Origin of the sequence: Xanthomonas melonis (assembly GCF_020783655.1) — a bacterium.
GTDB lineage: Bacteria > Pseudomonadota > Gammaproteobacteria > Xanthomonadales > Xanthomonadaceae > Xanthomonas > Xanthomonas melonis.
This window is the reverse complement of sequence record NZ_JAJGQH010000005.1, coordinates 70,358-90,941: the sequence shown is the minus strand read 5'-3', so window position 1 is coordinate 90,941 and position 20,584 is coordinate 70,358. Positions and strand designations below refer to the sequence as shown.

The following is a 20,584-nucleotide window of genomic DNA, read 5'->3' as shown; positions in this document are numbered from 1 at the left end:
CCGCCGGAGCGGGGGTCGATGCGATCAGTGAGCGACCAGCGCCACGCGTGGGCGTGCTGGCGGATGTGCTGCCGCGTGCCCATGCTGAGCGGATCCGCCAGCGGACAGGCGGAAGATCGCCACCGCATCGTCGAGCTGCTGCGCCTGTTGCTGCATGGCGTTGGCCGCAGCGGTGGCTTCTTCCACCAGCGCGGCGTTCTGCTGGGTGCTCTCGTCCATCTGGGTGACGGTGAGATTGACCTGCTCGATGCCGGCCGACTGTTCCTGCGAGGCGGCGGAGATCTCGCTCATGATGTCGGTCACCCGCTGCACCGAAGAGACGATCTCGGCCATGGTCTTGCCGGCCTGATCCACCAGCGCCGAACCCTGCGTCACCTTGCCGACCGAGTCGTCGATCAGGTGCTTGATCTCCTTGGCCGCGCCGGCAGAGCGCTGTGCGAGGGTGCGGACCTCGGAAGCCACCACCGCGAAACCGCGCCCCTGTTCGCCGGCACGCGCGGCTTCCACCGCTGCATTCAAGGCCAGGATATTGGTCTGGAACGCGATGCCGTCGATGACGGAGATGATCTCGGCGATCTTCTTGGAAGAGGCCTCGATGCCACTCATCGTATCGACCACCTGGCTGACCACCTGGCCGCCCTGCGACGCGACGCTGGCCGCACCGATCGCCAGCTGGTTGGCCTGACGGGCGCTTTCTGCGTTCTGCTTGACGGTGGAGGTGAGTTCTTCCATCGAGGCGGCGGTTTCTTCCAGATTGGCCGCCTGTTGCTCGGTGCGCTGCGACAGATCGTTGTTGCCCGCGGCGATTTCGCTGGCCGAGCCGGTGATGGACGCGGCCGCCTGCTGGATGCGCCCGACGATGCCGGCCAACTGGGTGGCCGTGGTGTTGGCATCGTCGCGCATGCGGGCGAACACGCCGTGGAACTGGCCATCCATGCGCGCGGTAAGGTCGCCTTCTGCCAGCGCCGCCAACAGCTCGGAAAGCTTGCCCAGATTGCGGTCGCTGACGTCCATCATCGCGTTGAGGTCGTTGATCATGCGCGCCGAATCGTGCTTGAAGCGCGCCGCGTCGCCGCGCTGGCTGAAGTCGCCGTTGGCGGCGGCCTGCGCCAGGCGCTTGATCTCGTTGTTGATCGCCAGCAGGCTGGCCTTGGCCGCGTCCATGGCCTCGTGCAGCACGGCACGGGTGCCGGGCAGGCGGGCCGCATCGCGCGACAGGTCGCCCTGGGCGTATTCGTTGAGGATGCCGATGGCATCGACGATGGCGTCCAGGTGCTCGAAGATCATCGTGTTGATGCCGCCGGCCAGCTCGCCGTAGACACCGGGGAAATCGGTCGGCATGCGGTGGGTGACGTCCTCGCCGGCGTGCATGTGCACCATCACCTTGGTCTGCGCGGAGAAGCGCTCCAGGGTCTGCACCATCTCGTCGGTGGCCTTGAGCATCTGGCCGATCTCATCGGTGCCATGGTCTGCCGTGCGCACGCTCAGGTCGCCGCGTGACACGCCCTTGATCGCGGCCAGGGCGCGCGCCACTGGTTCCAGGACCGAGTTGCCGATCATCCAGCCCACCAGCAGATTGAGCAGCACCAGCAGACCGCCGGCCACCGCCACGATGGCGGTGAAGGCGATGGCCTGCGACTGGGTATCGTCCAGGTACACGCCGGTGCCGATCACCCAGCCCCACGGCTTGTACAACGCCGCGTAGGAGGTCTTCTGCACCGGATCCTTCTTGCCCGGCTTGGCCCAGGTGTAGTCGACATAGCCGCCACCGGCCTGCGCGGCGGTCACGAAGGCCGGGAAGATGCGCTTGCCGTCGGGGCTGAGCACGTCGTTGAGCGGCTTGCCGTTCAGATCCGGACGGGTGGGATGCATCAGCATCACCGGCGCCTGGTCGGTCACGTAGATGTAGTCCACGCCACCGCGTGCGCGCATGCTGGACAGCGTCGTCAGCGCTGCCTTCTTGGCGGCGTCTACATCCATCTCGCCTTTCTCGGCGCGCTCGGCGTAGCCATTGACCACCGCGATCGCCATCTCGATCTGGCTCTTGAGGCCATCGCGGCGGGTGTCGGTGAGATCCACGTACTGCATGCGCGCGGCCACTACCGCCAACGCGATGATGCCCAGCGCCACCAGGGTGGTCTGGATCAGGAATTTGCGTTTCAGCGGAACATTGGCGAGCGTCTTCGCGAGCGAACTCTTGAACGTCATGGCGGGTATCCAGCGAAAGGAATATGACCGGGATATGGCAAATAGCGACTGCGAAAGGTTGAGTGCCTGGCGGTCGTGTAACGGGACAGCACCTGCTGCACCTGCGCGTCGCGCACGCGACGCGGTGCCAAGCGTGCCGGCCGCGATGCGCAGGCCGACGCGGTAGATTCAGCGGCGTTGCGGCCGACCGTCTCCGGACACCGATGCCTGCAGGTTGTGCAGTTCGGTCCACAGCAGCTGGCGGGTATCGCCCGCGTGCCCCAGCGACAGGGCCTGCGCCGCATGCAGGTCGCCCGCGTGCAGGTCGCGGTTGGCCTGGCGGTGCTGCGCCAGATAGCGGCCCAACTGCTGCTGCACCCGTGCGAATTGCTGCGCCTGCTCGCCTTGTGGGGCGGTGGCCTGAAAATAGCCGGCGTGCCTGGCGATGCGATGGTGCAGGCTGCCCAGACGCTCGTCGTAGGCTTGCACGCGCTCGACGTCGTGCGAGACGGCGAGCTGCGCACGCTGTTGCTCGCGCAGCTGCACCAGATCCACAGCCAGCGACTGCAGCGCCGTCACCGGAACGCTGTCCAGCAGCACGGACACCGGCGCGGCCGGTGCGGCGAACGACGGTGGCAGGGAGGTGCCGGCGGCCAGCAAGGCGACGGCAAACACGGCAGCCAGCAACGGGCGGGCAGAGCGGACGGAATTGGCGATATGCATGCGGACTTCCTTCGACTTGACGCGGGCGTGCAGCCCTCAGTGCCTTGTCTATCGGCTGGGCAAGCGTGTGCTTGATCACCATTCGACCAACGGTCGTCACGTCGGTGAACCGATGGCCGGCGGGGGCGGTGGCCACGGCCACCACGCGCTGGCGCCGGGCGCCTGCGCCTGCGCCTGCGGCAGCGACACTGCGGCACCACGCGGCAGGATCGGTCGCGTGCATCGGCACGCGGATGGACAGCCGTTGCGGCGCCGCTATCGGCTGCCAGCGCATTCGAAGTCGGCGTTGCAGCAATCGCGTGAGGACAGCACGAACGCACAGGCCCCGGCATTGCTGCCGGGGCCTGTCGGTTCGCTGCGGAAGCGGTGGCGGTGGCGTCAGAACTCGTGCCAGCTCGTCTCGCCGCCGGACACTGCTGCCAGCGCCGGACGCGCTGCCGTCGGCGCCCTGGCGGCGGGCGCTGCCCGCTTGGGCGGTGTCTTGGCCGATGCGCGCGGAGCCGGAGCCGGGGCAGGGCGCGCCGGCGCCGGGCTCGATGCTGCAGCAGCGCCGTGCAGCTTGAAGATCGCCACCGCATCGGACAGCTGGCCGGCCTGATCCTCCATCGCACGGGCCGCAGCGGTGGCTTCCTCCACCAGCGCGGCGTTCTGCTGGGTGGCCTCGTCCATCTGCGTGACGGTGAGGTTGACCTGTTCGATACCGGCCGATTGTTCCTGCGAGGCGGCGGAGATCTCGCCCATGATGTCGGTGACCCGCTGCACGCTTGCGACGATATCGGCCATGGTCTTGCCGGCCTGGTCCACCAGCAAGGAGCCCTCGGCCACCTTGCCCACCGAATCGTCGATCAGGTGCTTGATCTCCTTGGCGGCGCCGGCCGAGCGTTGGGCGAGCGTACGCACTTCCGAGGCCACCACCGCGAAGCCGCGGCCCTGTTCGCCGGCGCGTGCCGCTTCCACCGCGGCGTTCAAGGCCAGGATGTTGGTCTGGAACGCGATGCCGTCGATGACGGAGATGATCTCGGCGATCTTCTTGGAGGAGGTCTCGATGCCGGACATGGTGGTGACCACCTGCGCCACCACACTGCCGCCCTGGGAGGCGACCGACGCGGCACCGATCGCCAGCTGATTGGCCTGGCGTGCGCTCTCGGCATTCTGCTTGACGGTGGAGGTGAGTTCTTCCATCGATGCGGCGGTTTCTTCCAGGTTGGCCGCCTGCTGCTCGGTGCGCTGCGACAGGTCCTGGTTGCCGGCGGCGATCTCGCTGGCGGCGGTATTGATCGAGGCGGTCGCGTGCTGGATGCGCCCGACGATGCCCGACAGCTGTTCGGTGGTGGCATTGGCGTCATCGCGCATCCGCGCGAACACGCCGTGGAACTGGCCGTGCATGCGCTCGGTGAGGTCGCCGGCGGCGATGGCCTGCAGCACCTTGGACAGCGCGGCCAAATTGGCATCGGCGGTGGCCATCAGCTGGTTGAGGCTGTCCACCATGGCGTGGAAATCGTACTGGAAGCGCTGCGCATCGCCGCGCACGCTGAAGTCGCCGTTGGCCGCGGCCTGCGCCAGCGTCCTGATCTCGCTGTTCATCGCCGACAGGTTGCGCTTGACGGTGTCCATGGTGTCGCTGAGCACGGCCTTCTCGCCGGGCAGGCGTTCCATGTCCTGGCTCAGGTCGCCGATCGCATAGCGCGACATGATCTGGGCCAGCTTGCTCTGCAGGGTGACATGCGCACCCACCAGGGTATTGGTGTCGTGGACCATCGTGCCGAAATCGCCCGGGAATGCCTGCGCGTCCATGCGGTAGCTGATCTGTCCGGCATCATGGCGCTGCGCCATCTGCGACTGCGCGGCCAGCACTGCCTGCAACTGATCCTGCATGCCCTGCATGCTGTGCAGCAACTGACCGGCTTCGTCGCGGCTGTCGACCTGGATGGCGTTGTCCAGCTTGCCCTGCGCAATCGCGCCGGCCACGCGGGTGGCGCGGCCGAGCGGGCCGGCGATGCTGCGTGCGATGAACCAGCCGGCGAAGGCGGCCAGCAGCACTGCCAGCGCCATTGCCGCGAGCATCACCTGGACCGAGCGTCGATAGGTCGCTTCGGCCTGGGCGATCTCGCTGTTCATGTGCGCGGTGTTGAACTTGGTCAGTTCCACCAGCTTGGCGAACAGGTCGCGCCGCGCCGGCCGCGATTGCTCGTCGGACACGGCGTTGGCGGTGACCAGGTCGCCGGCACGCACGGCTGCGCTGAGCGCGGCGTTGGCCTTGTAGTAGTCGGCCAGTTTCAGCTTGACCTCGTTGTACAACTCGGTCTCCTTGCCTGCCGTGGTGGTCTTGGCGTAGGCGCTCTGCGCGGCATCCACTTCGGCGCGCGCCTTGTCCATGCGTTCGAAGTAGTTCTGTACCGCCTTCGGATCGTCGGCGTGCGCCAGCTGGGCGAGTTCGTAGGTGCGGAATTCGCCCAGCAGGGCGCGCATTTCGCTCAACTGCTGCACCGCGGGCGCCCACACATTGCCGATTTCGCGCAACAGGTGCGCGCTGGACTGCATGCGCGTGAGTGCGAACACGCCCAGGCTCAGGGTGATCAGCGCGGTAAAGGAAAACGCCACGGCCAACTTGCGTGCGACGGCAAGGTTACGGAACCAGTTCATAGTGGTCTTCTCGTGATGCAGAAACGACTGGCCTCGCGGGCACCCGCCGGAGGCAGGCGATGGACGACGGCTGAGTCGCAAGATCCGGACAAAGGGCCAGAATCTCCCGCCGGGCGTGTCGGGCCGGACGGGTATTGCTGATGCCGGCAGTCCCCCTTACTGCCGGCGATCGCTCCGACGCCGATCGCTTGCCGATGGCGTGGAGCCCTGCACCGCGGCATCGCTGCCGCAGTCTGCTGCCTTACGCTGCCTGCGGCACCTTCAACGAGCGGACCAGCCCGCCGATGTCCACGATCAGCGACACCCGCCCATCGCCGAGGATGGTGGCGCCGGAGACGCCGGGGATGCGGCGGTAGTTGTTCTCGATGTTCTTGACCACGACCTGCTGCTGGCCAAGCAGTTCGTCCACTTCCAGTGCGATCTTCTGTCCGTCGCCCTCGACCACCACCACCAGCTGTTCCTGCGAGGACTGCTGCCCGCCAAAGCCGTAGTAATTGGTGAGCGAGAGGATCGGCAGATACTCGCCGCGGACCCGCAGCACCCGGCCGTCGCCGGCCATCGAGCGGATGTCCTCGGCTGCCGGCTGCAGTGCCTCGAGCACGTAGGCCAGCGGCAGGATCAGGGTTTCGCCGGCCACCGAGACGGTCATGCCGTCGAGAATGGCCAGGGTCAGCGGCAGGCGGATCAGCACGCGGGTACCGCTGCCGGCATTGCTTTCCAGCTGCACTTCGCCGCCCAGGCCCTGGATGTTGCGGCGGACCACGTCCATGCCCACGCCACGGCCGGACAGGTCGGTGACGGCATCGGCGGTGGAGAAGCCCGGCGCGAAGATCAGATCCCACACCTGGGCATCGGTCGGGTTGTCCGGCACGGCGATGCCGCGTTCGGCTGCCTTTTCCAGAATCTTGGCGCGATTGAGGCCGCGGCCGTCGTCGCTGACTTCGATCACGATATGGCCGCCCTGGTGCGAGGCCGCCAGGGTGATGGTGCCGGTCTCGTCCTTGCCCGCGGCGCGACGCGCATCGGGCATTTCCAGGCCGTGATCGATCGAGTTGCGCACCAGGTGGACCAGCGGATCGGCGATCTTTTCGATCAGGCCCTTGTCCAGCTCGGTGCCTTCGCCGATCGTGCGCAGGCGCACCTGCTTGCCGAGCCGGCTGGACAGGTCGCGCACCAGTCGCGGGAAGCGTCGGAACACCGCATCCACCGGCAGCATGCGCACGCCGATGACCGCTTCCTGCAGATCGCGGGTATTGCGTTCGAGCAGATCCAGGCCGGCGAACAGACGTTCGGCATGCGCCGGATCCAGGCCGGTGGAGACCTGCTTGAGCATGGCCTGGGTGATCACCAGCTCGCCGACCAGGTTGATCAGCGCATCGACCTTGTCGACGCTGACGCGGATGGAGCTTTCGGCTTCGGCCGCGGCGGCCTTGGCCGGGGAGGCGGTGGCAGCGGCGGGTTCGGCGGCGGCTGCAGGCGCGGACGGCGCCGTTGCGGCCACCGGTGCCGGAGCGGCCGCTTCCACGGCCAGGCTCGGCGGCGGCGCGGGCACCGGCATCGGACGGATGTCCAGTTCGCAATCGTCCACCACCCAGGCGAAGGTGTCTTCGATCTTGCTGCGCGGGATCTTGCCGATCAGGCCCAGATCCCATGCCAGGTAGGCTTCCAGCGGGTCGATGTTCTCGAAGCCCGGCATGCGCTCAAGGCGCGCGGCGATCTGCAGCGGGCCCAGGTGTTCGAGCTCGCGGATGATGCGCAGCGGGTCGTTGCCGCTCATGAACAGCGAAGGCGCCGGAGTGAAGCCGATGTGCCAGGCTTCGGGTTCTTCTTCCTTCGGTTTGGCTGCCGCCGCGGCGGTGGGCGCTTCGCCGGCCAGCACGGCATTCAAACGGGTGTGTACGGCCTTGACCGCGGCCGGGTCGGCCGGGGTGCCGTGTTCGGCTTCGCGCAGCAGGGCGCGCAGCACGTCGACCGAGCCGAGCATGGCGTCGACCGCATTGGGCTCGAGCTGGCGCTTGTTGGAACGCAGTTCGTCCAGCAGCGTCTCCAGCACATGGGTCAGGCCGGCGACGGCCTCGAATCCGAACGTCGCGGCACCGCCCTTGATGGAGTGCGCGGCACGGAAGACCGAGTTGATGATTTCCGGGTCGCGGTTGCCTTCTTCGAGGGACAACAGCCCGGCCTCCATCGCGTCGAGCCCTTCGCGGCTTTCCTCGAAAAAGGTGGCGTGGAAACGTTGCAGGTCCATGCTCATGGGCGTGACATCCGATGCTGGAGCGAGTAAGGGTTAACCCAGAACTTTCTGGACGGTGGCGATCAGCTGTTCGGGATTGAACGGCTTGACCAGCCAGCCGGTGGCGCCGGCCGCCTTGCCTTCGGATTTCTTGTCGGCCGCCGACTCGGTGGTGAGCATCAGCATCGGGGTGAACTTGTAGTCCGGCAGCTGGCGCAGCTCGCGGATCAGCGAGATGCCGTCCATGTTGGGCATGTTCACGTCGGTGACCACCGCATTGAAGCGCTGGCCCTTCGCGCGGCCCAGCGCGACGGCGCCATCTTCGGCTTCTTCGACGGCAAAGCCGGCAGAGGTGAGGGCGAAAGAGACCATCTGGCGCATCGACGCCGAATCGTCCACCACCAAGATACGTGCGCTCATGCGGCGTTCTCCACAGATTTCAGGTTGTCATTGGATACGGGAAGTCCGAGTGCGTCGGTGACGCCCAGCAGACGAGCCGCATCTCTAAAAGTGTCGTTACAGCCATCGAATTCGGTGTGCAGGCCCGCCTGGCGGCGGCTCTGCACGAAGGCGCAGAGCAACTGCACGCTGGCGGTGTGGATACGCCGGACTTCGCCTGCATCAAGCACCAGGTCGCCGTCCTGGGTGAGGAATCCGGCAAGCTTCTGCTTGAGGTCGGCGCTGGTCTCGATGCCGAGATCCTCACCCAATGTCACTGTGCTCATTGTTGCTCCGAACGGATGGTTCTATGCGTACTAACGGCGGCAGGTGGAAAAGCTTTAACGGTGAATCGGTGATACGCCAAAGTGTGCAAGCCCTGCGTCAGCGGCGGTGCGTGCCAGGGAGCACGCAAGCCTGCGGCGCGCCCTGCGGCAGCGCGCTCGGCTTGGCAACGGCATGACAGTGCGCACGCCTCGCGCCCTGCGGTCACGCGGCGACCGTGTGCGTGATGCGTTGGGTCGCGCTCAGTGCAGCAGCTGCGTGGCGTCGAGCAGGATCATCGGCTGGTGGCTCAGGCGTGCGACGCCGCGGAACAGGTTGTTGGAGATGCGGCACAGCCGCGCGTTGTCCGGCGGCTCGATCTGCTGGTCGGTCAGGCTGGTGACGTCTTCCACCGCCGAGACGCGCAGGCCCATGGTTTCGCCGTTTTCTTCCAGCACCACCACCCGCGTCTGCAGGTCCATGTCCACCGGCGAGGATCCCAGATGGATACCCAGGTCGATCACCGGTACCACCTGGCCACGCAGGTTCATGATGCCGAGCATCGCGCTGGGTGTGCCGCGCAACGGCAGCAGCGGCACCGGAAGTACCACCTCCTGCACCTTGAGCAGTTCCAGCGCATAGGTCTGTTCGCCGCAGCGCAGCCGCAGCCAGCGGCTGCTGCGCTCGCTGGCACGACGTTCGGTCTGCACGGTGTCGGCCTGCGCGGGATGCAGCAAGGCCTGCAGCGCCGGCGGATACACCGGGCCGGGTGCGGCACGTGCCGGTGTCGGCGCTGCACGCGGTGCCGCCGCCGGCACGGGTGCGGGCGCGGGCGGTGTGGGGGCAGCGGCCGGTTGCGCGAAGGCGGGGTCGGCATCCATCTCGGCCAGCAGGTCCGCGGCGATCATCTCGGCGCCCGCTTCTCCGGCGCCGAAGGCCGGATCGGCATCCATTTCGGCCAACAGGCTGGCAGCGATCTGTTCGGGCGTGGGCGTCGCGGCTACCGCGACGGGAGCGCCGAAGGCGGGATCGGCATCCATTTCGGCCAGCAGGTCGGCAGCGATCTGTTCGGGCGTGGGCGTCGCGGCCACGGCGACGAGAGCGCCGAAGGCGGGATCGGCATCCATTTCGGCCAACAGGTCGGCAGCGATCTGTTCGGGCGTGGGCATCGCGGCCACGGCGACGGGAGCGCCGAAGGCCGGATCGGCGTCCATCTCGGCCAGCAGGCTGGCAGCGATCTGTTCGGGCGTGGGCGCTGCGGCAACCGGAGCGCCGAAGGCCGGATCCGCATGCATCTCTGCCAGCAGGTCGGCGGCGATGACGTCGGGCGAGGCGATGGCGACGTGCGGTTCGGCCACTGCAAGCTCGGCCTGGTCGATCGTGGCGAGCGCAGCAGGCGGTTCCGCAACCACGGGCGCTGCGACTGGCGTTTGCGCGCCGGCATCGTGTAGCAGGCCTTCCAGGTAATCGTCCAGCTCACCATTGGCGGTGTGGTGACTCATGCGGCTTGCTCCATGCGCATCGCGTCGTCGGCCAGCACCCATTCCAGCGCACGGCGATAGGCGGACAGGCCGCGGCCCGGATAGTCGCCGCCAACGGCGGGCACGGTCAGGGCGGCGGCATTGCAGATTCGGGTATCCATCGGAACGGCGTCTTCCCACACCAACGGGCCGTAGGTGGTCTGCATCTCTTTGAGCGTTTCGTTGCCAGCGCGGGTGCGGCGGTCGAACAGGGTCGGCAGGATCGACACCGGCAGCTCGCGACGGCGCGAACGCTGCACCATGTCGGCGGTGCGCACCATGCTGGCCAGGCCATGCAGGGCGAGCGGTTCGGCCTGGGTCGGCACCACCACGCGGTCGCAGGCGGCCAGCGCGTTGATCATCAGCAAGCCCAGGGTGGGCGGGCAGTCGAGCAGGATGTAGTCGTGCTGTCCGGCATGGCGGGTCATCGCGTTCTGCAGCGCCAGGCCCAGGCCGGGCTGGTTGGCGCTGCGGCGTTCCAGCGTGGCCAGTGCCGCTTGCGCACACACATACGACAGGCCGGGAATGCTGCTTTCGTGGGCCAGGCTGGCCAGGTCGCTCGGCGGGGTGCCGAACAGGTCCAGCACCCCGCGCGGCGGCGGGTCGACCGCCACGCCGAACGCGCGGGTGAGCGAGGAGTGCGGATCGAGGTCGATCAACAACACCCGGTGGCCGAGCGCGGCCAGACCGCGACCCAGCGCCAGCGTCGTGGTGGTCTTGCCGACGCCGCCCTTTTGGTTGGCGATTGCCCAGATACGCATCTCAGTGCACTCCTTCAATTACGGCGGGAACGGAACTTGTGCCGCTTTCGGTGGTGACGGCCGTTTGGCCGCCGTCAGACTTGGGAAGCTTCGGCGCCCCGGCGGCGGTCGCATGCAACTGCGATGGCGGATCGGGTGCGAGTGAGCCAGCCGAGTCAGCGAGGATGATCAACACCACACGCCGGTTCGCATTCCGTCCCGCCTCAGTGCTGTTATCGGCACGTGCGCGGAATTCTCCATAGCCCACCATCGCCAATCGTTGCGGCGCGATGCCGTCGTCGGCGAACAGGTGCACCACGCTGGCCGCACGCGCCGCCGACAGCTCCCAATTGGAGGGGAACTGCGCGGTGGCGATCGGCTGGTTGTCGGTGTAGCCCTCCACGCGCACCCCGTTGGGCGCATCGCGCAGCACCGACGCCAGCGTGGACAGGGTGTCGCGCGCAGCGCCGGCCAGGGTGGCCGAGCCGGTGCCGAACAGGATGTCGCTGTTGATTTCCACCTCGATCCACAGATCGTTGCGGCGGATGGTGATCAGTTGTTTCTCGATCAGCGGCGACAGCGTCTTGCTCAGCTGCGCGGCCACCGCATCCATCTGGCGCTGCGCGCGGGCCAGCTGCGCCTGGTTGCGCAACGACACCGGCATGCGCATCTGCGCGGCCATCGACGGCAGCAGGGTGGCGTCGGTCGGCCCGGTGGTGGCGGCCATCGGTGCGCCGGCCTTGATCACCGACGGGCGGTCGTAGTCCGCGCCCAGGGTCTGGGTCTTGCCGATCTGCACTGGGCTGGCGGTGTTCGACGAGCCGCCGAAGGCGCTGGTCAGCGCCTGCGCCATCACCTTGTACTTGCCCTCGTTGAGCGAGGAGATGGCGTACATCACCACGAAGAACGCCAGCAGCAGCGTCATCAGATCGGCGTACGGAATCGCCCACGCTTCGTGGTTGCCATGTTCTTCGTGATGTTTGCGACGACGGGCCATGGCACGCTCTAATGCAAGTAGCCTGCCAATTTCGACTCGATATTGCGCGGGTTCTCGCCCTGGGCGATCGCGATCAGCCCTTCGATCGCCATTTCGCGCTCGTTGGTGCTGCAATGGATCACGCTCTTGAGCTTGGCCGCCACCGGCAGAAACAGCAGATTGGCCGAGGCAATGCCGTAGATGGTGGCGGTGAACGCCGCCGCGATCCCGTGGCCCAGCATGGCCGGGTCGGCCAGGTTCTTCATCACCGCCATCAGGCCCAGCACCGCGCCGATGATGCCCAGGGTGGGCGCGTAGATGCCCATCCCCTCGAAGACCTTGGCCGCGGCCAGATCCTGGCGCTCCTGGTTGTCCACCTCGATTTCCAGCATATGGCGCATGGCCTCCGGCTCCACGCCGTCGACCAGCATCTGCAGGCCCTTGCGCAGGAACGCATCGTCCAGGCGCGGCAACTGGTCCTCCAGGCCCAGCAGGCCCTGGCGACGTGCGGTATTGCTCCATTCCACGATGCGGGCGACCAGCTGCGGCCGGTCGCTGGCCGGCGGCCGGATCACCCAGCGCAGGATCTTGAAGGCGCGCCGGAAAACCGCCGGCGAGGTATGCAGCAGGATCGCTGCCACCGTACCGACGATGACGATCACGAAGGCAGCCGGCGACCACAGCGACGAAATGCCGGCGCCCTTCAATACGCTGCCGCCGACGATCGCCACGAGCGCCAGCACCAGTCCGATGATGCTCAATCTGTCCATGCAGGCGGTATCGGCCCAAGTGCGGCGGACTTGATAGGGGCAGATGGTTGAGAGCGCCAGAAAGTTGGCGTTCTGGGGTGCAGGTCTTCGAATTGCCGACTGCGCCGAGAGCGGTAGCGCAGCCGGGGACCGGTTCCTTGGCTCGAAAGACATCCTGTCTGACTCGCCGTTGCAGCACATCCCCGTGCCGCTGTCCGCCGATCTCCGGCCACGCTGCTGCCCCGGCACGTTACTGATGTGATTTCGAGGAGTCCTGAGTGCGGCGCGCACTAAAGCCCCTCTCCCGCTGGGAGAGGGGTTGGGGTGAGGGTACGTCCAGACGCGGACTGCCGGTTGTTGGCGTCGGTGAGGGCGCCAGCGCGACCGGGCATCGGCTCTTCGGCGCGGCGGACATCCTGCCCGAGTCGCCGTCGCGGCACATCCCTGCCATGGCGATAGCCGCTTAGCGGTGGGCGGTTGGCCATGTCCTGGAGAGTGCCAACACGCATGACGACTCTGTCTCTGGCTGAGCCCGGTTGCAAATGATCGGGAGGGTGCGGGCGCTTCGGCAGACCGCTTGCGCGCGGATGCGAGCGAGGGTGTTGTGCTGGCCGCGAGCGAGCCGCGTTAGCCGGCGTCGCGGCAGGCTGTGCCGTGCCGCGTGCAGGCGTAGCGAGCCCGGCCGGTCATCGTGATGTCTCACCACGCCGCGGGCCTGTTGCGCAGCAGAATGCGCTGCCGCAGGGGCTGTGATAATTAGTTTTCAACTGCATTAGAACGATCTAATTGCATCTGCGCAGAAGGGGGGAGGGAAGCGGAGGAACCGGGTTGCCGCAGCGGCGCCGGATATTTTTGCGTCACTTCGCGCGGCGTTGTTGTCCGATCGTTGGATCGACGCAAATCCGCCGAAGCCGATCACCATTGGGAGAGCATGATCGAAATGAACTGCATGCCATTCGCACGCCACCGCAGCACGCTGTCCGCCGGTATCGCCATCGCCTTGTTCGCGAGCGCCGCCTCCACCGCCGCCGCCCAGCAGGCCGACGGCACGCCGGCGCCCACCGGCCAGGCCGCGTTGCAGGCCACGGACCTGGACGCGGTGACGGTGACCGGCTACCGCTACGCGATCGAAAAAAGCCTGGAGCAGAAGCGCAACGCCAACGCCGTGGTCGATGTGATCACCGCCGAGGACGTGGGCAAGTTCCCCGACAAGAACGTGGCCGATGCGCTGCAACGCGTGCCCGGCGTGGTCATCAGCCGCGACGGCGGCGAGGGCAAGAACGTCAGTGTGCGCGGCCTGTCCTCGGAGCTGGTACTGACCCAATTGAACGGCAACTACATCGCCACCGCCGAGTCCAACGGCGACCCGACGCGCTCGTTCAACTACACGCTGCTGCCCTCGAACCTGCTGGGCAGCGCGGAGCTGTACAAGACCCCGGAAGCGCGCATCGACGAAGGCGGCATCGGCGGCACGGTGATCCTGCAGACGCGGCGCCCGCTGGAACTGGAACCCCATTCCGGCTTCGTCTCCGCCGAGGGCACCTGGTCCGATACCAGCAGGAAGACCGACGGCCAGTTCTCGGGCTCCTACTCCTGGCACGACAAGGACAACCGCTTCGGTGTCTTCGTTGGCTACACGCAGCAAAAGCGCACCGCTCGCACGCTCGATGCCAGTACCGAGAGCTGGCAGTGGTACGGCCGCGACGAAGGCGGCCCGGCGGTCGACGTGAACGGAAATCGGTCGGATTTCAACGCCAACTGGTGGGGCGGCACCGGCTTCTGGGACCAGGACAGCAACTATTACACCGGTTTCATGATGCCGACCGCGGTCAGCCTGAACGCCAAGCAGGAGGATCGCGAGCGCAAGGGCGGCCAGCTGACCCTCCAGTTCAAGCCGACCGACGACCTGACCCTGACCGCGAACTACTTCCGCTTCGACCTGTCGCAGGACTCGCAGACCAATACCATCAAGATTCCCGAGTGGAACATCGCGCGCTATTTCGGCGACGGTAACTGGCGCGGCGGCCGCCTGCTGGACCGGCTGCAGTTCGATCCCAGCGGCACCATCGTCACTGGCGCCGCCTACAGCCTGCGCCCGGGCAAGACCTACTATTGCAGCGAGGCGCAGGCCGCCGCGGCCGGCCTGCCGCCGGGCGGCTGGGGCTCGGATGACTGCACGGTGCCGACGCCGCAGATCACCGGCAGCTACAACATCGAGAAATCGCAGTCGCAGACGGTGGACCTGGGCGGCGAATGGCGTGGCGAGCAGGTGGACGTGGCGTTCAAGGCCGGTCGCACCTGGGCCAAGGGCGGGCCGGAGCTGCAGTTCTCCCTGCCGATCAAGCCGCGGCTGCAGAATGCCGACGGCAGCTGGACCAATGGCAACTTCGCCAGCGCCTGGGACCTGACTGGCACACCGTCCATGACCTTCTCGCCGGAGCTGATGCAGAACCTGCGCGACGGCATCCTGCAGGTCGATCTGGGCTCGACCGGCTCGTCCTGGACCCGCAACACCAATCAGCAGCAGTATGCGCAGATCGATACCACCTGGCATTTCGATGGCGAGGTCTTCGACTCGCTGCAGTTCGGCCTCAAGCGTCGCGACGGCGGCATCCACCGCAGTACCGGCAACAACTACTGGGTGTGCCCGGGCACCGACCCGGGCGACTACGACAACCGCTACTGGAACGGGCGCTGCAATGCCATCGCCACCCAGTTCTCGCCAGGCCTGCTGTTCGCGCAGGACAACCTGGCCGGTGGCGTCAACGCCAGCGCGTTCCCGGCGATCAACTTCCCGGGCTACATCGGCTACTTGAACCAGACCTACGGCGCGATGCAGACCCGCAACGAAGACAACTTCGTCTACAACGTCGACGAGGAGATCTACTCCAGCTACCTGCAACTCAACTTCCACACCGAGCGGCTGCGCGGCAACGTCGGCGTGCGGGTGGCACGCACCGGCCAGCGTGCCGCTTCCACCGACAAGGTGACTGCCTACAACGACTATTTCTTCGACGGCGCCGACGGCAATCCGCTGGCCTGCCAGCAGGGCGCCGCCACGCCCGGCGGCGCGCCGGCCGACACCTATTGCGGGACCGAAGGCTACTGGCGCTTGGCCGACAGCGTGCAACGCACCGAGTCGTTCGTGGTCAGCGGGCTGGACCGCAACTACACCGACGTGCTGCCGAGTTTCAACCTGGCCTACGACCTGACCGAGAACCTGCTGCTGCGCGCGGCGGCGTCGAAGGTGATCGCGCGGCCCAGCTACAACGACATCGCAGCGCCCGGCAGCCTAGAGTTCTACAGCCCCGAGTATGTGGCCGACCGGCGCCTGACCGGCGGTGCCAGCGAGCAGGGCTGGTACGGCTCGGGCAGCAACAAGAACCTGGAGCCGTACAAGGCCAACCAGTTCGACCTGGGGCTGGAATGGTATTTCCAGCCGGGCTCGGTGGCGGGTGTGGGACTGTTCCGCAAGAACGTGGAGAACTTCGCGGTCGACGTGATCAGCGACGTCAACATGATGGTCGACGGGCAAGCGGTCACCGTGCAGAACTACAGCACCCAGGCCGGCGGCCAGGACGCGGTCTCGCAGGGTGTGGAGCTCTACGCGCAGCACACGCTGCCGTTCGGCCTCGGCGTGCAGTTCAACTACACCTATAACGATGCCAGCAAGGCGGCGGTGCGGCTGGAAGACGGCACCGAGGCCGGCAAGACCTCCATGCCGGGCAGCGCCAGGAACCAGACCAACCTCACCGTGTTCTACGAGATCGACAGCCTGCTGCTGCGCGCCTCGTACAACCGTCGCGGCGAGCTGGTACAAGGCCTGGTCAATGGCCTGAACGTCTTTGAAGAGCCGTACTACCAGATCGATGTAAACGCGGCATACAACATCACCCCAGCGCTCAGCCTCACCGCCTCGGTGCTGAACCTGACCAAGCAGGAATCCCGCTCGCACCTGGGCGAGGACACCCGCGCCCGCTTCTATAGCGGCGGATACGCAGGCCGGCTGGCGTACCTGGGGCTGACCTACAAGTTCTAGCGCCAACGTGTCGCGCCCATGCCTGCCGCGTGGCGGACGGTATGGGCGCGATGGTTCGGTGACGGCCGGGCTGCGGTGGAAGTGAACCTGGAACCGTTATTTGAACCGTTATTTGGAACCGTTATTTCGACCACACTAAATTAAACGGTTAAGCAGATCCTGATGATGCTTAGGAGTGACTAGGTATATGCGTAATTAATCCGTGATCTTTAGCCTCCCAAATGACTGCTGGAACGTAACCACTGGTCACGATATTGAGTGAGTGAGCTGCTCGACTACATGAAAGATAGACTGATATAAGCTCTCTAAGTTTTCCAAACTGGGACTGCGGCGCTGCTATTGCCGCCGCCACTACAATTACATGGCTAAACTGAGTGCCACCGATAAACTGCCAGGGGGCGACGATGATAGATCGTTTACTGTAGGCAAGTTGTTCAACATCATCAAAGCTTGCGAGACGAGTAACTAACAGCCTTCGTGCATTCAAAGCGTCGGCCAACTCGATATCTACGTCGCCCAGTGTGGCGATACAAATACGGTCGGATGGCGTCGCAGAATTATTTATATTTTCAGCCAAGTCTGCAGCAAGTTTAACGGCATTTGCATCATTATCCGCAGTGTATAGGCAAGGAAGCTGCTTCTGCGCGCTCTTTGAAGCGTCAATTTTAAGAGGAAGAGTGTTGAGCGGGAATTTTTGGTATATATAGCTAATAAGTTCAAAAATTTCCCTGTTAAAGCGATGAACAGTATCCAAATAAACTAGTTCATTTTGATAAATCCCAGGGCGCGCATTCAGGGCAGCAAAAATACCTTGCGAGGGGTCTTCAGCCGTAATGAAAGGAACCCCCTTTTTCGATCTTCCAAGGAGCTCTAGAGCCGAACGTTCTTGCGGATCAAATAGCTGCAATTCATCAACTATGATGTAGTCATAGCCGTCGGTTTCCTTCCTCATTCGCCAAGTAAAAGTCTCCAGAACTCGAATTGAGTCCAAAACAAACTGGTCGGTCGTGATTGAAGAACGATCAATGAGATTTTGTATGAATTCCCTGTAAATGGCGACAACAAAACCTCTATCTACTACCGTAGAAAATGGAGGCATCCAATCCTCTCGCTCGCCATTTATGTACTGCCTAATTGAATCAGGGTCGTCTGGAGATACTCCCGATGCAGTTAAGATGCCTGCAATTTCATCATACAAATTTATAACCAATTCCAAGCGGGATCGACTCTCATCCGCCGCTTGCAATCCGCTGGCGATCCACTCTGATATTCCAGCGCGGCTTTTCTTGTCAGACGACGCAAGGATGCCCTTGATAATCTCAAGCGACTTTGACCGTCCATCACTCGAATCATCCCCAATAACATCGGTACGCTGCTGGCCGATATGCCCCGCATGTAACTCCAGCAAAGATAGGAGAGGGAAAGTCGTGATGCCAGCAGCCGGAGCCCCTCCATTTAACACGCTAAGCACACCATCAATTCTTTCTGCCATTGCCCAACTATGAGTCGCAATAAGTATCCTCTTGCCTTTTGCTTCAACGTCAGGATCTTTGGATATCTGGATGGCCCTCATGCAAAGCGCAAGAGTCTTTCCTGAGCCTGCAGGACCGATGATGCGAATGGATGAGTCAATTGGGTGCTTCAATACATCCCTTTGCGACTCGGTGAGGTGAGGCTCCCAATCCTCATAAGTTCGATTATTCGCAACGGAAGCACTCCCAATTGCTTTTAAATCAACTTCCGCCGTGAGTGTTGACGCTGCATCGGCTTGGGAAAATTGAAACCTATGTGTCGCAAGTGATGCGATGGCATTCTGGATCGAATCTGGCCATGGCCTCGGGCTATGTTTGATGAGGTCAACTTCGGCACTTGCGGCAGCCAAGACATCAAAGCGAACTCCCTTTAAAGAACCGTTCAGGTCAGCGACCCATCGTCTAGTTGAAGCCCCTTTAGGCAAAGCAAAGAATGCGAGGAGATTCCGATGGTGATATTCGGACCACTGACGAGGCAAATGAACAGGCGGGGACTTTAGTCCTTTTATAACCCTCGCTATTCTCCTGTAAGCGTCCTCCGGTTGGTCGGAAATCTTCTTTATTTCACTAAGACATTCGGTCCTTATAAGCGAAAAATAAGGGCTATCCGGTTCGTTGGCAGCAAAATATCCCACTATATCCGAGGAAAGAGATTCTGTGCGAATGTCATTCCCCGTATGCGGAAGAAAATCTTGATTAAACGAACTGTTGGTCAGGCAGAAATCAAGAGCTGCCTCGGTGATAAATATATATTCAGACATGATCGTAGGCCGCCTGGATGCTTTGCTCAATTGGATGCTGAATATCAGGTAGTCCGATATCAGAAAAAACTTGCGCCATTAATTGTGTTAGTCGATATCTATAGGGCGAATCTAAGCGAGCTATTCTTTCACCTTGCCTCGAGGAAACCTCAGAGGTTCGCAGTGCAATTGCTGTTAATGGTACCTGCCAGATATGCCTCACCCACGCAATGTTGCCCGTCACTCCAAGCTCAGAAGGGTCAGGCAGCAGCAAAAGATCACCCCTACTACTTACTTGTTGCTCTAATGCGCTCGCTTTCTTGACGCCGGCTTGAATGACATTCATTAATGCTCTGTATTGCTGAACAGCAATTGAATCGATTTGATCAAGAGTTATTCGAGCCGCAACGATAGATGCGCTGTCACAATCAGCAGGCGGGCTTTCTAGCGCTCTCATAAGGAGCGTCTTCTTTAGTTCTGAATCTTGGCCGAGATCGATATCAAAAGATTTATATGCATAGTTCTCGATCTGCTGCTTCTTTTTCTCGCAATCCTCAAGTAAAAGATAGTGCTCCATAATGATCTGAACAGGAATTACGGAAACCAGCGTTACCAGTTTGGCGTGTTTCTTTTTCTCCAGATCGCAGTCCGCGGTAACCACGATGCCAGCTCTTTTAAGTGGACTTTTTTCCTTGTCAAATTTTATTAAGTCGCCTTGCTTTAAATGAGCATCAGGGGCGACAAATTCATCAAGAATCCATCCATTGATCTTGGTGTTCATTCTCTAATTCAATCCTGATCATTGCTGGAGGGAGAGCGAGCATTGGCACATCATGATGACCTCTGGTTGCCCAATCTCGGCATTACGCGGCATAGGCGTCTCCAGGAAGGGGGTAGTAGATCTGTTGTGCAGACGTAGCGTAATACAATTCGCCGGCGTCAGCCTATCCTGCGCTAGCCCACACTCCTCCTCGTTTTTCGTCATGACGAAGAAATTCAAGGTCATGGCCTAGAACATCCAAAAAGGTGGGGACCTAGGTTCGCTGTGCATCGGGCAGCCACTCCTTGCTGGACGAATAACGGTTCCAGGTTCAGTTCCACGGCAGCCGGGCCGTCGCCAAAGCATCGCGCCCAGCCTGCGCGCGTAGCGGCGTAGATCGGCAGCGATGCTGGTAGTGAAACGACAACGGCCGCAGTACGCGGCCGTTGTCGTTAGATCAGGCAACCAGGATCGTCTTGCCTGCCGTGATGGGGTCAGGTGCACTTATCAGGCGACGGCGCTCGGCTTGCGTGGCCCGTATGGAACTGCGCCAGCGGCGCACACAGCCGCGCGAGGCCCGCCAGCGTGTATTGACACGCCAGACCGCGTACTTGCAATCTAAGCCCAAGGAGCGTCGAAACTCCTCTAGTAGCGGTACCCACCTCCGTCAAACCGGTGGGTTTTTTGTGCCTGCATCCTGCAGGCACAAGCCGATGCAATGCCTGCGTCGGGAGGGCGGCTAATAGAACACCCGCAAGGGAAATATGCCCGCCGGCTACTAGCGGTTTCGAACCTCCCGACATCCCGTCGCCGTTGGTGGCGGTTCTTGGGTTGTTCCAGGAGGGCGTTGCCATGTCTACCGCACCACCCATGCCGGCACCTGTACCGGTTGATCTGTTGCCAGCTTCCGCCCGCCGCCTGCGATGGGATATGGGCGAGGTGCTGCGCCGGCTCGTCGCACGCGCAGCTGTTGAGCAGGCGAGAGAGCATACCGCGCATCCGCTGAGTCGCCAGCTCGCTGTATTGCCGCACACCTCGCG

At 63.6% G+C, this 20,584-nt stretch carries 13 protein-coding genes; 1 reads left to right on the top strand and 12 read right to left on the bottom strand.

Going from position 1 to position 20,584, the window contains the following annotated elements; translation table 11 throughout:
* Window positions 1-24 precede the first annotated feature (24 nt).
* The 10 genes from LL964_RS06595 to LL964_RS06550 form a co-directional block, all read right to left on the bottom strand.
* Entirely contained in the window at window positions 25-2,208 is a 2,184-nt protein-coding gene (locus LL964_RS06595; RefSeq protein WP_146092431.1) for a methyl-accepting chemotaxis protein, read from the bottom strand.
* Between the two features lie 168 nt (window positions 2,209-2,376).
* The gene (locus LL964_RS06590) at window positions 2,377-2,910 is read right to left on the bottom strand and encodes a hypothetical protein (protein ID WP_104588596.1); all 534 of its coding nucleotides are present in this window, start codon (window positions 2,908-2,910) and stop codon (window positions 2,377-2,379) included.
* Between the two features lie 378 nt (window positions 2,911-3,288).
* Window positions 3,289-5,553 (bottom strand): methyl-accepting chemotaxis protein, encoded by a 2,265-nt coding sequence (locus tag LL964_RS06585; protein ID WP_104588597.1) that lies wholly within the window; start codon window positions 5,551-5,553, stop codon window positions 3,289-3,291.
* 241 nt (window positions 5,554-5,794) lie between these two features.
* The gene (locus LL964_RS06580) at window positions 5,795-7,807 is read right to left on the bottom strand and encodes a chemotaxis protein CheA (RefSeq protein ID WP_104588598.1); all 2,013 of its coding nucleotides are present in this window, start codon (window positions 7,805-7,807) and stop codon (window positions 5,795-5,797) included.
* 33 nt (window positions 7,808-7,840) lie between these two features.
* The gene (locus LL964_RS06575) at window positions 7,841-8,206 is read right to left on the bottom strand and encodes a response regulator (protein WP_002806565.1); all 366 of its coding nucleotides are present in this window, start codon (window positions 8,204-8,206) and stop codon (window positions 7,841-7,843) included.
* Window positions 8,203-8,511 carry an STAS domain-containing protein gene (locus tag LL964_RS06570; RefSeq protein WP_104588599.1) on the bottom strand — a complete coding sequence of 103 codons (309 nt, stop codon included), beginning with the start codon at window positions 8,509-8,511 and terminating at the stop codon, window positions 8,203-8,205. Before LL964_RS06570 ends, LL964_RS06575 begins: the two co-directional genes overlap by 4 nt.
* A gap of 240 nt (window positions 8,512-8,751) precedes the next feature.
* Window positions 8,752-9,990 (bottom strand): chemotaxis protein CheW, encoded by a 1,239-nt coding sequence (locus tag LL964_RS06565; RefSeq protein ID WP_104588600.1) that lies wholly within the window; start codon window positions 9,988-9,990, stop codon window positions 8,752-8,754.
* Window positions 9,987-10,769: a ParA family protein gene (locus LL964_RS06560; RefSeq protein ID WP_104588601.1), complete on the bottom strand. Its 783-nt coding sequence runs from the start codon at window positions 10,767-10,769 to the stop codon at window positions 9,987-9,989. Before LL964_RS06560 ends, LL964_RS06565 begins: the two co-directional genes overlap by 4 nt.
* 1 nt (window position 10,770) lies before the next feature.
* Complete coding sequence (motD, locus tag LL964_RS06555) at window positions 10,771-11,745, bottom strand: flagellar motor protein MotD (RefSeq protein ID WP_104588602.1); 975 nt, start codon at window positions 11,743-11,745, stop codon at window positions 10,771-10,773.
* Between the two features lie 8 nt (window positions 11,746-11,753).
* On the bottom strand, window positions 11,754-12,494 hold the full coding sequence (locus LL964_RS06550; RefSeq protein ID WP_104588603.1) for a flagellar motor protein: 741 nt from the start codon (window positions 12,492-12,494) through the stop codon (window positions 11,754-11,756).
* A gap of 865 nt (window positions 12,495-13,359) precedes the next feature.
* Here LL964_RS06550 and LL964_RS06545 point away from each other — a divergent pair.
* A complete protein-coding gene (locus LL964_RS06545) occupies window positions 13,360-16,512 on the top strand; it encodes a TonB-dependent receptor (protein WP_208621486.1) in 3,153 nt (1,050 codons plus the stop codon).
* 169 nt (window positions 16,513-16,681) lie between these two features.
* Here the strand turns inward: LL964_RS06545 and LL964_RS06540 are convergent, their stop codons facing one another.
* Window positions 16,682-18,805: a UvrD-helicase domain-containing protein gene (locus LL964_RS06540; RefSeq protein ID WP_146092432.1), complete on the bottom strand. Its 2,124-nt coding sequence runs from the start codon at window positions 18,803-18,805 to the stop codon at window positions 16,682-16,684.
* On the bottom strand, window positions 18,798-19,565 hold the full coding sequence (locus LL964_RS06535; protein WP_146092433.1) for a hypothetical protein: 768 nt from the start codon (window positions 19,563-19,565) through the stop codon (window positions 18,798-18,800). The genes LL964_RS06540 and LL964_RS06535 overlap by 8 nt, the downstream gene beginning before the upstream one ends.
* Window positions 19,566-20,584 lie beyond the last annotated feature (1,019 nt).

Excerpts from the sequence above, each read along its gene's own strand:
- LL964_RS06550 (WP_104588603.1), bottom strand. The coding sequence starts at position 12,494 with ATGGACAGATTGAGCATCATCGGACTGGTGCTGGCGCTCGTGGCGATC.
- motD (WP_104588602.1), bottom strand. The coding sequence starts at position 11,745 with ATGGCCCGTCGTCGCAAACATCACGAAGAACATGGCAACCACGAAGCG.
- LL964_RS06585 (WP_104588597.1), bottom strand. The coding sequence starts at position 5,553 with ATGAACTGGTTCCGTAACCTTGCCGTCGCACGCAAGTTGGCCGTGGCG.
- LL964_RS06535 (WP_146092433.1), bottom strand. The coding sequence starts at position 19,565 with ATGAACACCAAGATCAATGGATGGATTCTTGATGAATTTGTCGCCCCT.
- LL964_RS06590 (WP_104588596.1), bottom strand. The coding sequence starts at position 2,910 with ATGCATATCGCCAATTCCGTCCGCTCTGCCCGCCCGTTGCTGGCTGCC.
- LL964_RS06595 (WP_146092431.1), bottom strand. The coding sequence starts at position 2,208 with ATGACGTTCAAGAGTTCGCTCGCGAAGACGCTCGCCAATGTTCCGCTG.
- LL964_RS06560 (WP_104588601.1), bottom strand. The coding sequence starts at position 10,769 with ATGCGTATCTGGGCAATCGCCAACCAAAAGGGCGGCGTCGGCAAGACC.
- LL964_RS06575 (WP_002806565.1), bottom strand. The coding sequence starts at position 8,206 with ATGAGCGCACGTATCTTGGTGGTGGACGATTCGGCGTCGATGCGCCAG.
- LL964_RS06565 (WP_104588600.1), bottom strand. The coding sequence starts at position 9,990 with ATGAGTCACCACACCGCCAATGGTGAGCTGGACGATTACCTGGAAGGC.
- LL964_RS06540 (WP_146092432.1), bottom strand. The coding sequence starts at position 18,805 with ATGTCTGAATATATATTTATCACCGAGGCAGCTCTTGATTTCTGCCTG.
- LL964_RS06580 (WP_104588598.1), bottom strand. The coding sequence starts at position 7,807 with ATGAGCATGGACCTGCAACGTTTCCACGCCACCTTTTTCGAGGAAAGC.
- LL964_RS06570 (WP_104588599.1), bottom strand. The coding sequence starts at position 8,511 with ATGAGCACAGTGACATTGGGTGAGGATCTCGGCATCGAGACCAGCGCC.